The 12,221-nt window shown below is 61.1% G+C and carries 10 protein-coding genes; 3 read left to right on the forward strand and 7 right to left on the reverse strand.

Annotation, left to right across the window (positions count from 1 at the left end):
- The first annotated feature begins 284 nt into the window (after positions 1 to 284).
- A complete protein-coding gene (locus tag RWT78_RS23180; protein ID WP_314681167.1) occupies positions 285 to 1,709 on the forward strand; it encodes an aldehyde dehydrogenase family protein in 1,425 nt (474 codons plus the stop codon).
- A gap of 63 nt (positions 1,710 to 1,772) precedes the next feature.
- On the opposite strand, the gene RWT78_RS23185 is transcribed toward RWT78_RS23180, so the two are convergent.
- The 7 genes from RWT78_RS23185 to RWT78_RS23215 are packed head-to-tail and all read right to left on the reverse strand — an operon-like array spanning position 1,773 to position 8,761.
- Positions 1,773 to 2,534 carry an HpcH/HpaI aldolase/citrate lyase family protein gene (locus RWT78_RS23185; RefSeq protein WP_007732505.1) on the reverse strand — a complete coding sequence of 254 codons (762 nt, stop codon included), beginning with the start codon at positions 2,532 to 2,534 and terminating at the stop codon, positions 1,773 to 1,775.
- A 34-nt stretch (positions 2,535 to 2,568) separates the two neighbouring features.
- Complete coding sequence (locus RWT78_RS23190; protein ID WP_314681172.1) at positions 2,569 to 3,528, reverse strand: aldo/keto reductase; 960 nt, start codon at positions 3,526 to 3,528, stop codon at positions 2,569 to 2,571.
- Positions 3,528 to 4,394 (reverse strand): ATP-binding cassette domain-containing protein, encoded by an 867-nt coding sequence (locus RWT78_RS23195; RefSeq protein ID WP_065455884.1) that lies wholly within the window; start codon positions 4,392 to 4,394, stop codon positions 3,528 to 3,530. The genes RWT78_RS23190 and RWT78_RS23195 overlap by 1 nt, the downstream gene beginning before the upstream one ends.
- Positions 4,391 to 5,224, reverse strand: coding sequence for an ABC transporter ATP-binding protein (locus RWT78_RS23200; RefSeq protein WP_007732500.1), 834 nt, complete (start codon positions 5,222 to 5,224; stop codon positions 4,391 to 4,393). Before RWT78_RS23200 ends, RWT78_RS23195 begins: the two co-directional genes overlap by 4 nt.
- 3 nt (positions 5,225 to 5,227) lie before the next feature.
- Positions 5,228 to 6,175 carry an ABC transporter permease gene (locus RWT78_RS23205; RefSeq protein ID WP_003941426.1) on the reverse strand — a complete coding sequence of 316 codons (948 nt, stop codon included), beginning with the start codon at positions 6,173 to 6,175 and terminating at the stop codon, positions 5,228 to 5,230.
- Positions 6,175 to 7,179: an ABC transporter permease gene (locus tag RWT78_RS23210; RefSeq protein WP_007732496.1), complete on the reverse strand. Its 1,005-nt coding sequence runs from the start codon at positions 7,177 to 7,179 to the stop codon at positions 6,175 to 6,177. Before RWT78_RS23210 ends, RWT78_RS23205 begins: the two co-directional genes overlap by 1 nt.
- 4 nt (positions 7,180 to 7,183) lie before the next feature.
- The gene (locus RWT78_RS23215) at positions 7,184 to 8,761 is read right to left on the reverse strand and encodes an ABC transporter substrate-binding protein (protein WP_314681183.1); all 1,578 of its coding nucleotides are present in this window, start codon (positions 8,759 to 8,761) and stop codon (positions 7,184 to 7,186) included.
- Between the two features lie 212 nt (positions 8,762 to 8,973).
- Between RWT78_RS23215 and pdxA the strand changes: the two genes are divergently transcribed.
- Both pdxA and RWT78_RS23225 read left to right on the forward strand, forming a co-directional pair.
- On the forward strand, positions 8,974 to 11,226 hold the full coding sequence (gene pdxA, locus RWT78_RS23220) for a 4-hydroxythreonine-4-phosphate dehydrogenase PdxA (protein WP_314681186.1): 2,253 nt from the start codon (positions 8,974 to 8,976) through the stop codon (positions 11,224 to 11,226).
- Positions 11,227 to 11,253: 27 nt separating this feature from the next.
- Positions 11,254 to 12,021: a DeoR/GlpR family DNA-binding transcription regulator gene (locus RWT78_RS23225; protein WP_003941419.1), complete on the forward strand. Its 768-nt coding sequence runs from the start codon at positions 11,254 to 11,256 to the stop codon at positions 12,019 to 12,021.
- The last annotated feature ends 200 nt before the right edge of the window (positions 12,022 to 12,221 follow it).

Below are 12,221 nucleotides of genomic sequence, written 5' to 3' on the forward strand. Positions count from 1 at the left end.
GGGGCGGTCTCGTCCCCACACCCCCCCCCCCCCCCAACCCCCGAACGCACCCCCCCCGGCACCCCCGCATCGAGTGAACGACACGCTCACCCTCTTGGACGAGGGGAACGGTACGTTCACACCATCACTGAAAAGCGTGCGCGCACCACAGGTCTCGTCAGTGGAACGTCAATCGCGACACCAACCTGCCACGGAACCCGTCGAGCGTGGCTAGGCTCGGAAGAGGTGCCCCGTGTGATCGGGCCCACCTCACCTGTGCACGCGTGATGACTACGGAGGCTTCGATGACCGATATTCTCGACCGCACCAAAATCTATGTTGATGGCGCCTGGATCGAATCCACTGGCAGCGGTCGGATCGACGTTCTCAATCCGGCTACCGAAGAACTGATAGGAACTGTCGCCGAGGGCACTGTCGAAGATGTCGATGCGGCTGCGAAGGCAGCGCGAAATGCGTTCCCGGCCTGGTCTGCACTATCGGGCGGCGAGCGCGCCGAATATCTTTCCAAAGCTGCTTCGATAATTGCCGAACGCACCGATGATCTTGCGGCGCTGGTTTCGCAGGATATGGGCATGCCGATCGGATTCGCGAAGCCTGTACAAATCGGAATGCCGCTCGCGAATTTGAATGCATTTGCCGAATTGGCGCGCACTTATGATTTCGACGCTCACGAGGTCGGAAATTCGCTGATTGTTCGAGAACCTGCGGGTGTTGTCGGCGCTATCACTCCCTGGAACTTCCCGCTCCACCAAGTTGTCTTGAAGGTCGGCGGTGCGCTCGCGGCGGGCTGCACCGTGGTTCTCAAGCCCACCGAGGTTGCGCCACTCATCACGTACGCTCTCGCTGACATCTTCGACGAAATTGGTTTGCCTGCAGGTGTATTCAACCTGGTAAGTGGCTACGGCCCGGTAGTGGGTGAAGCCATCGCCGGCCACCCGGAAGTCGACATGGTCTCCTTCACCGGGTCGACTCGGGCAGGTAAGCGAGTGGCCATCGTTGCCGCGGACACCATCAAGAAGGTCTCGCTCGAGCTGGGTGGCAAGTCGGCGAACGTCATTCTCGACGACGCCGATCTCGAAAAGGCTGTCACGGACGGCGTCGCAAAGTGCTTCATCAACTCGGGCCAGACCTGTTCGGCGCTGACGCGTATGTTGGTTCCCGCGGAGAAGGTGGATGAGGCAGCGGCAATTGCTGCTGCGGTCGCCGCTCATTTCCCGGTAGGTGATCCGACTCAGCCGACTTCGGTGCTTGGTCCTCTGGTGAACGCGAATCAACTGGGACGCGTTCGCGGATACATCGAGAAAGGTGTGTCGGAAGGTGCCACCGCGGTTGTCGACGGTCGCGAAACCGGACTGGCCAGTGGATATTTCGTCGGTCCGACGGTGTTCGCGAACGTGACCGAAGACATGACCATTGCGCGCGAGGAGATCTTCGGACCGGTCCTCTCGATCATGGGTTACAAAGACGAGGCCGACGCAGTGCGGATCGCCAACGGCACCGAGTACGGACTGGCCGGTGGCGTTTGGTCAGGTGACCCCGATCGCGCGGATCGCGTCGCACGGCAACTGCGTGCCGGGCAGGTCGAGGTGAACGGCGGCGCCTTCAACACGAATGCTCCGTTCGGTGGGTACAAGCAGTCGGGCGTCGGGCGCGAGGCCGGCACGTTCGGGCTCGAAGAGTTCCTCGAGATCAAGGCGATTCAGAGATAGTTCGTTCGAGAATGGCGATGCTCCCGTACCAAGTGCGGGAGCATCGCCATTTTTGTACCCGGATCAGGACTTGGCGGCATCCAAATGCTGAGCCGAGATGTTCGCCAGATGTGTCAGGTCCGAGGCCACGGTCGCGAACGTGTAGCCCTCCCCGAGCCGTTGTGCCGCAACCTGACCGGAAGGTGTGTGGATTCCCGCAGCGACTCCGCTGACGGCGGCAGCTTCGCGCACCCTGGTGAGCGCTGATTCGAATTCCTCGGCGACGTCCGGATCGTTGGAGTGCTTACCTCCGACGGCGATTCGTAGGTCGGACGGCCCCACGTACACGCCGTCCAATCCGGGCACTGCGCAGATCTCTTCGACGTTCGCCAGACCCTGTGGGGTCTCGATCATCGCAAATACAACGGTGTCGCGGTTCGCGTCGGCGGGAACGGGGCCGATACGGAGTTGCGAGCGCATGGGTCCGTAGGAGCGGATGCCGAAAGGCGGATACTTGGCGGCTGCCACGGCGGCCGCTGCCTCTTCGGCGTTGTTGATCAGCGGAACGATGACGCCCACAGCGCCCGCGTCGAGTGCACGGCCGATGGGCGTCGGATTGTTTGCCTCGACGCGCACCATCCCGACGGTGGACGGTGACGAGTCGATGGCGGTGAGCCCGGCGACCATCCCCGAATAGCCGATCAGGCCGTGCTGCATGTCGAGGGCAATGTAGTCCCAGCCGACGTGCGCGATCCATTCGGTCGAGATCGGGCTGTCGATGACGGACCAATATCCGAGTATGCGTTCGCGTCCTCGGATGCGTGCGGCGAATTCCTGTGCTGACATAGTGAAGAACTCTTCCTGATGAAGGTCGGGTGTTTCAGCGGTTGTAGTTGGGCATGGGGCCTCGTAGGGCGGCACCGACGAGATCACACTCTTCGACGGTCGAGGCGTCGAGTGGACCTCGCCCGATGGCCGCGATATTGGATTCGAGGTGCGTTACTTTGGATCCTCCGAGGAGCAGCGATCCGGCGACGGGCTTGCTGACCAGCCAGCGCAACGCAAGCTCGGTCAGGGAGATGCCCGACTGCTCTGCGATTGCCGTCAGTTGAGCGATCGCGTCGAATATCTGTGTGTTCCAGTATCGCTCCTTGTACATCGACGCAAGACGTGAGTCGCCGAATCGGCCGTCGGCGGGACTTTCCTCGAAGGTGTGGCGCCCCGTGAGCAGGCCCCCACCGAGTGGGTTGTAGACCATGGTGGTCAGTCCGGTCACGTCCGCGAATTCTGCGTATTCTTCTTCGATGCGACGTGCGAGCAAGTTGTAGAGCTGCTGTGCGACGATCGGTCGGGGAGCTCCGACTGTGTCTGCGGTGTAGTTGATTTCACTGATTTGCCACGCTGCGAAGTTGGATACGCCGAGTGTGCGGAGCTTGCCCTCGGCAACCAGTTCCGCGACGGTGGTGAGAGTTTCGGTCAGCGTGACGGTTCGGTCCGGCTGATGGAGATAGAACAGGTCGACGTAGTCCGTGTCGAGTCTGCGCAGGCTTCCTTCGATGCTTGCTCGGAGCCCCTTTGCCGAGAGTGGGCTGTTGTCACCGGCATCGGGATGCGGCATTCCCGCTTTGGTGGCCAGAGTGACGGAATCGCGTCGGCCGTGGAGCAGCTTTGCCAGCATGCGCTCGGACTCGCCGCCCGCATAGCCGTTGGCCGTGTCGATGTGAGAGATACCGGCGCCTAGTGCTGCGTCGAGCATCGATCCGGCGCCCGATATGTCGACCGTGTCTCCGAATGTCATGGTGCCGAGCACCAGTTTCGGAAGCTCGAGTGGGGCGGTCATCAGGCAACTCCTCGTGATTCGGTCTGCTTGGCTAGCAAGTTCTTGGACAGGGCTGCCACCACGTGGCGTGGTTTGATGCCGACCATGGTGGTGGGATCGAGAGCAGCGCCTCGTAGTGCGCGGGTGTACGGCTCGCGCGGACTGGCGAGAACTGTGTCTGTGGAACCGGATTCGACGATGGTTCCTTTCGACATCACGACTACGGTCTCGCTGATTTCTCGGACGACGCCCAAGTTGTGTGAGATGAAAACGTACGTCAGACCGGTATCGGCCTGAATTTCACGTAGGAGTTCGAGTACCTGCGCTTGCACCGACACGTCGAGAGCGCTGGTCGCTTCGTCGCAGACCAGGATCTCGGGTCCGCTGGCAAGTGCACGAGCAATTCCGATGCGCTGACGTTGGCCTCCTGAGAACTCCGCCGGACGCCGGTGTAGTGCCGAGCTGGGCAAGCCAACGCGATCGACGAGTTCTGCTGCTGTCTTTGCGCGTTCAGACTTGCTCCGAACACCTTTGAGGCGCAGTGGTTCTCCGATGATGTCCTCGGCAGTCAGATGAGGGTCGAGCGATCCGTACGGATCTTGGAACACCATTTGAACGCGAGAGCGGTAGGGGCGCAGCGACTTCTCCGACATCTGCGCGATGTCATTGCCGTCGACGAGAATGCGTCCACTGGTCGGTGTGAGGAGTCGGACGATCGATCGAGCGATGGTCGACTTGCCACATCCGGATTCGCCGACGATGGCCAAGGTCTTGCCCTTTTCCACCGAGAAGCTCACAGCATCCACGGCTCGGAAAACTCCGTCGGGAACCGGATACTCGACCACGAGATCTTCGACGGCGAGAAGTGGCGTTTCGTGGCGGGTCATGCCGAGGCTCCGATCTGTGTTGAACGGGCGGGGTCGCCGTCCCAAGGCCCCAGTTGAGGTATGGCGTCGAGAAGCTTTTGTGTGTAGGCGCTTTGCGGTGAGTCGACGAGAACGTCGGCACTACCGGTCTCGACAAAACGTCCGTCCTTCATCACGTAGATGCGATCGGAGACCAACCGCGCAACTCCGAGATCGTGAGTGATGACCAGCATTCCGATCCCGGTGCGCTCCTGCAACTCGAGCAATAGATCCAGAATCCCGGCCTGAACGGTTACGTCCAGTGCGCTGGTGGGTTCGTCGGCCACGATCAGTTCGGGGCCGGCAGCAAGAGCGCCGGCGATCAGGACGCGCTGCAACATTCCACCCGACAGTTGATGCGGGTACTTGTCGAGTTGCTGATCCGGATACGGAATGCGTACCTGCTCGAGCAGTTGCACTGCCCGCTCGATTTGTTGCTTCTTCGCGGTCACACCGCTGTGGCGCACTGCTTCTCGAAGTTGGCTGCCGATGGTGTGGACGGGACTCAGAGCCGTCATCGGGTCCTGGGGGATGAGCGCGATGTGTTTTCCGCGAATATCGTTCAGGATCTTCGTGTTTCCGAGAATGTCCTGACCCTTGAACACGGCTTTCCCGGAAAGAACCGCAAGATCGTCCGGAAGCAGTCCGAGAATCCCCATGGCTGTCGTCGACTTTCCGGAGCCGGATTCACCGATGATGGTGACGGTTTCACCGGCGTCGATGCAGAAGGACACGCCGTCGACGGCTCGGATGACGCCGTTCGCCGTGACAAGTTCGATCTGGAGATCGTCGACCCGTAGTAGATTTCCCATGTCTCACGCCTTCGCTTTCTGGGCGCTGCCACGCCCGAACAGGCTTGCGCCCAGTCGTTTCGAACCTGCAGGACGATCGCGCAGACCATCGCCGAGTAGGTTCACTCCGACGACCAGCAGCACGATCATCAGACCGGTCAACGTGACGATCCACCATGACGTGGTGATGTAGTCCTGGCCGTCGGCGATGATTCGTCCCCAGGTAGCGAATGGACGTTGCGGTCCGGCACCGAGGTAGCTCAACGAACTTTCCAGCAGTACGGCCTGCGCGAGCAGCAGCAGGACGACGAGCGATGCCTGCTTGACGATGTTGGGAATGACGTGACGAAGCAGGATGGCCATGCGGGTAAGTCCGAGGACTCGAGCTGCAGCTACGTAGGGCTTTTCGCGTTCGACGAGTACCAATGAGCGAGTCAACCGTGCGACTTCGGGCCACTGTGCGATCGCGATGACAAACGTGATGACGGGAATGGACGGGCCGAACAGCGCAACAACGAGAAGCAGCATCATCAGCAGAGGCAGAGAAAGCTGTGCTTCGAGTAGGCGGGAGATCACGGTGTCGACCCAACCACCGAAGTACCCCGCGGCGGATCCGGCGACGATGCCGATGACGCCGGAGACGATCACGGCGAGAATACCGATCGTCAGAGACACCTGGCCGCCGTGCAGGATCCGTGAGAGCAGATCTCGTCCCAACTGATCGGTGCCGAACAGATGGCCGTCGGTGAGGGGCGGTAGCCGTCGACTGCTCAGGTTGGTCTGGTTCGGATCTGCAAGGGGGAGCAGCCCGGCCAATGCAACAGGAAGAATCACCAGGAGCGCGCAGATCGAGCCGGCCCAGATCTTGACTCGGCTGTCTCGCTTACGGCGCGTGGCTCCGGCGCGTGCGAAGTCTGCCTCGGTGACCGCGCTGGCGCGTGGAGTTGTTGGAGGTTCCAAGACGGTAGTCATCAGTTGGCGCCCTTTCCGAGTCGCACGCGTGGATCCAGGAGGGGGTAGAGGAGGTCCACTGCCAGTTGCACGAGCACTGCGAGAACCGCGGTGACAAGTACGGTGGCCTGGATGAGCGGGTAGTCGCGAGTCTCGAGTGCGCGGACCACCAGCGAGCCGACACCAGGCCAGGCGAACACGACCTCGACCACCACGACGCCGTTCAGCATTCCGGCAAATCTGGTGCCCAGCGCGGTGACGATCGGAATCGCCGAATTGCGCATCGCATATCGCCAGGTGAGTTCGCGTTCCGATACTCCGCGAGAACGTGCGACCGTGATGTACGGAGAAGCGAAGGCCGAGACCATTTCGCGTCGAACCATCCGGGAGATCAACGCGATCTGAAGGATGGCGATGGTGACGGTAGGCAGGATCAACGACGGCCATGTGGTGAAACCGGCTGCCGGGAGTACTGGGATCAAGACCGCGAAGATCGTCACCAGCATCAGGCCGCTCCAGAACTCCGGCATGGACTGCCCGCCGACGGCTACGACGTTCGCACCGAGTTCGCGTCGGGTGTCCGCGTGACGGGCCATCCACACGCCCAGCGGAATCGAGAGCACGGCGGTCAGCAGAATGGAGCTGACGGCAAGGGTGATGGTGTACGGGAGTCGGCCGAGGACAACGTCCATGGCCGGGGCCTGGAACGAGTACGACGTGCCGAGATTCAGGTGGACGAGGTCCCACAGGTAGATCAGGTATTGGGAGAACACCGACTTGTCCAAGCCCATGTCAGCACGGATCTGTGCGAGATCCTCGGTGCTGGCCAGAGGTCCGGCCAGGGCGTAGGCAGGATCGCCGGGTGCCATTCGGATCAGGACGAACACTGTTGTGAGCGTGAGGAAGATCGTCAAGGCACTCTGTGCCAGACGTTTGAGCACGTATTTGACGGTCGGGTTGATCCTTGTGCGTCGACGCGGAGAGATTCCGAGAGCGGTTTGCGGTTTCGGAGCGGTGAGAGTCATCGCCTCAGGCCTCCAATCGGACGGCGCCGAGGTCGTAGGAGTTGATCGGGGTCAGTGAAACATTTTGTACACGAGTGCGTTTCGCAAGGAGTGCGTTGGGTACGAAGCTCCACAGGCAAGGCCAGGTGTTCCAGATGTCTTGTTGTGCGGCGTCGAGTAGAGCGGCGCGCTTGGTCGGGTCTGGTTCACTGGATGCGGCTTGGATCTTCGCGGTGATTTCGGGGAAGACGTACCCGTGATAGGTGTCGCGAGTTGCTTCCTTCTCCGCTGTGCCGGCGTACATCCCCTGCAACGTGGTCAGTGCAAGTCCGGTCTGGTTGCCGTAGCCGTTGCCCAGCACATCCCAGTCGCCGGTCTTGCCCTGGCGCCAGGACGAGATGTCACCGCCCGGTTCGAACTGCTGGAGTTTGACGCGTACTCCCACGGCCTTCATCATTTCGAGTACCGATTCCATCACCGAGACGTCGTTGGTGAACTCTCCGGTTTCCCAGATGAAGGTGAGTTCGAGGTCGTCGGCGCCTTCGGCCTCGAGCATTTGCCGCGCTTTCCGTGGATCATATTGGTAAGTGCCGGTTTTCACGGCTCCGTCCAAGGTCGACGGTGCGGGGCCGGTGGCCGGGACTGCGGATCCGATCAGCACGTCCCGAGCGAGTGACTCACCGTCGATGGCGTACGTGAGAGCTTCGCGGACACGCGGATTGGACAGTGGGTGATCGGCGGGCTTGCGGAAGTTGAAGAACAGTTGGTTGATGCGTGTGCTCGGCACTGTGTCCACCTGGACACCAGGCAGGTCGGCGAGTTGTTCGGCGGAATCGGGACTGATCGAGTCGATGACGTCGACCTCGCCGCTCCGAAGCGCGACGACGCGGCCGGCCTCTTCGGGAATGAAGCGGACCTGAACACGACGTACGCCGGGGGCCGGGCCCCAGTAGTTGTCATTGGCGACAAGTGTGTAATCGCCGGTGCCCCGGTTCGATTCGCTGACGACGAACGGTCCAGACCCGATTCCGCTCTGCAGTTCGTTGGGTTCGTTGGCAGCGGCCGGGGTGATCAAGATGTTGGACATGAGCGAGTCCAGAACCGGCACCGGGGAATTCGTCCGAAGGATGAAGGTGCGATCGTCGATGGGGACGACCGTCGGCCACTCGGGGAACTGCGGTGCGACAAAGGATCCGCTGACCTGCTGGTACATCTGCATTGCCGTCGTGACGTCGTCGATCATCACAGGTGTGCCGTCGGAGTAGCGGATGCCCACGCGGAGTCGAACCGTCCACTCGGTCGGGCCGGTCGATTCGAACCTGTCAGCGAGAACGAGTTGCGGAGTCAGATTGTCGCCGATCCGGGTGAGACCTTGTCTGACGCCACGTTGAGCCGTGACTGCTGCGTCGAATTGATTGAGTTTGTTGTCGAGGCTGACGAGCGAACGGTTGAGCCCGAGCACCAGGGTGTCCTGGGTCGGCTTCCCGGTAGGGCCGGCGCACGCGGCAGTAGTGCCCAGAAGCGTTGCGCCACCGATCAGCCCGGTGAACTGCAGAAAGGATCGCCGGGAGAGCTGTGGTGTTCGCAAACGAGTATTGGTCATCGGTGACCTTTCGATCCTGACGGGGCAGCGTGGGGGCGACGCTCCGAGCGGACTGTTGGTGAACAATCGCGTCGGGCTCTCGCTTGTAACTCAGCTCACAATGGCACTGTTGCGCACTTCGCGCAAGTCCCGTAACTTCGATTGCGTACTTCGCGCATCGGTTGCGATGCTGTGCATACTCGATTCAGACCGAAAGGGGGTCGAGGAATTCGATGAAACCACTGGTAATCATCGCTGATGATCTTTCCGGAGCCGCGGAGTCGGCCGCAGGATTTCTGCTCCGCAGTTCGGGCATATCGCTTCGACTCGGCCCAGGTGCGCCCGACGGATCAGGAGTGACGGTTTTCGATCTGCACTCACGGCGATCCGACCCCGCCAGAGCCTCTCGTGACGTGAGATCAGTTCTGCAATCGTCTGGCGGCTCCGAGATCGTCAAGAAGATCGATTCCCTGCTCAGGGGCAACATAGCGGCGGAGGTTGGAGAACTCTCCCGCGACGGATCCCCGGTCATCGTCGCCGCCGGACTGCCCAGGCAAGGGCGCACGGTGCAAGACGGCGTGGTGTTGGTCGATGGGGTTGCGTTGCACTCCACCGACCTGTGGCGCGCGGAGTCGAAGCCGGCTCCTCGGTCGATTGCAGAGGCGCTCGGCCCGTCGACAATCACTTCTGGCGTATCGCTGGACGACATTCGCTCCGGGCGGTTGAAGCAGGTTCTTGCGTCGATCTCAGAAGCCGGGTCGGTGGCGATCTGCGACGTCGAGACCGACAGTGATCTGCAACTGATTGTGGCTGCAGCACAGGAGGTTCGGGGTTCTCGATTGGTAGGAACCTCGGCGCTCGCGACGGCAGTGGCACGACGACGAACCGTGCAGTCACCCGTCGCGTGCCCATCTCTTCGTGATTCTCGATTTACCTTGGTCGTTGTGGGGACGGCGGATGCGTCTGCCGGGGACCAAGTGGCATTGCTTCGGGATTCAGGGGCGCACCATATCGAAGTGAACAGTGCTGAGCTGCTGGCGCATTCGGTCGATCCGCTTCCGATTCTGAACGCACTGGATCGCGGAAACGTCGTGGTTTCGGTAAGTGGACCTGTCGTGCCTGCAGAATCCGTCCACCTCGTTTCGGCTCTCGCCGATCTGATCGCTGCCGTCGATGCAGGATTCTCCCACGACGAGTACCCGATCGACCTGGTACTTACCGGTGGCGAAACCGCGCGCAGCGTTCTCGACCGCCTGCGGATCGACACGCTGTCACCGATTTACGAAATCGAACACGGCGCAGTACTTTCCGTCGATCGCACCGGACGGTACATCGTCACGCGGCCAGGCAGTTTCGGGAATGCACACAGTCTTTTCTCCATAACGAAGTTTCTCGCGCACCCCAACCCGGTCGCCGCTCCGGACAGTCCACCTTCAGTGACTCCTTCAGACAACGAGGTCAATCCCATGTCAATCTATTCCACTCCACTGCCGCTGATTGCTGTCACGATGGGCGACGGCGCCGGCGTCGGACCGGAAGTGATCGTCCCCGCACTCCTCGACGGCGAAACGAGAAAGCGTTGCCGCCCTGTTGTTGTCGGCGACGCGAAGCGTTTGCGATTGGCTGCCGGGGTGCTCGGAATCGACGTCGACGTGGTCGCGATCGAGGGGATCAAGGATGCTGAATTCATCGATGGACGGATCAACGTCATCGACCTGGACTTGCTACCCGAGGATCTCGCCTGGGGTGAACTGTCGGCAGTCGCGGGAGATGCGGCCTATCAATATATCCGCGTCGCAAGCGAACTCGCTGTACGCGGTGAAGTCCAGTCGATCTGCACGGCGCCGCTGAACAAGGAAGCGCTGCATGCGGCAGGACACATCTATCCCGGACACACGGAATTGCTTGCGCACCTGACCGGTACCGAGGAGGTGTCGATGATGTTGTCGACCCCCAAGCTCAAGGTGATTCACGTGACCACTCACATCGGACTGCTCGATGCAGTTGCCAGGATCGAGCCCGGCCTGGTCGAGAGGACCATTCGTCGAGGTCACGAAGCTTTGGTGCGCACGGGCAATCCATCTCCGAAAATCGGCGTGTGCGGGATCAACCCACATGCGGGGGAGAACGGGCTTTTCGGGTACGGAGAGGAAGAGCAGAAGATCATTCCCGCCGTCGAACTCTTGAAGGCAGAAGGAATCGACGTCCACGGCCCACTGCCGGCGGACACGGCATTCTTCCTCGCTGGACGTGGGGACTACGACTTGATCGTTGCGATGTACCACGATCAGGGGCACGGCCCGGTCAAGGTTCTCGGGATCGAGGCCGGCGTCAACATCACCGTCGGGTTACCTGTCATCCGTACCTCCGTCGATCACGGAACCGCTTTCGACATTGCAGGTAAGGGCATCGCCGAGGCCGGTAGTATGGTCGAAGCGCTGCGGCAGGCGGCCGAATTGGCAACCAGCACATTTGTTTCCAAGTAAGCACCAGGGTTTGTAGGGGGAGGAGCGATGGCCATCCGGGAGTCGGAGGCGAGGCGGTCGGAGATTGCGAGGCTCGCTCGCACCAGCGGTCTGGCCAGTGTCGAGGATCTGTCTGCCCAATTCGGGGTGACTGCATCTACGATCCGTCGCGACCTGAGTCAGTTGACTGCCCAGGGAGTAATTGCTCGAACGTACGGCGGGGCGATTGCTCTCAACCCTCATCCGGAATCCTCCTTGCGTCAACGCGCAATGGAGGGATTCGACGCCAAACGGGGCATCGCCGAATGGGCTGCTGAGCAGGTCCGGCCCGGGGAAACCGTACTTCTTGATGCAGGTACCACCGTCGGAGCGATGGGAGAGTTCTTACGTCACGTGACGAATTTGACGGTGATCGCTGCAGGGCTTACGGCGCTGGAGGCGTTAGCCGACGCTGATGGTGTTCGAGTCGAATGTCTCGGGGGGACCCTGAGGCAGCTCAGTCAAGGATTCGTCGGGCCATTGGCGGAAGCGTCGCTGCAGCGGGTGTCGTTTGACAAGGCATTCCTCGGTGCCGATGCAGTTACCGCTGACCTGGGTATTTGTGAAGCTGAGCTCGATCAGACCCGGCTCAAGGAAATGATGATCGAACGTGCCGGCGAGGTCTACATCCTCGCCCACTCCGCCAAGCTCGGTGAACGTCCTTTCCATGCGTGGGCGCCGATACCGCCGGGGGCCGTGCTGGTTACCGATGCTGCAGTAGACGCAAAGCAAGTCGCGTTGTTCGAGGATGCAGGTATCCGAGTCCAAGTGGTGTGAGTTCCCGCTGCGTGCCGATCCGGCCACGGTGTCCGGCGTCACATGATGTCCGAATTGGTGAAAATCGACTGAAACGGGCAATCTTGCTGGGGAAATGGATGCCTCCGAGTCTCTGACCTGTGGATTTGTCAAAGACTTCGGCGGACGCGTAACTTATTCCAAGTCAGAGCGACACGGACACCGACTCCCGCCTTTACGGC

This window comes from uncultured Rhodococcus sp. (assembly GCF_963525155.1).
Classification (GTDB): domain Bacteria; phylum Actinomycetota; class Actinomycetes; order Mycobacteriales; family Mycobacteriaceae; genus Rhodococcus_F; species Rhodococcus_F qingshengii.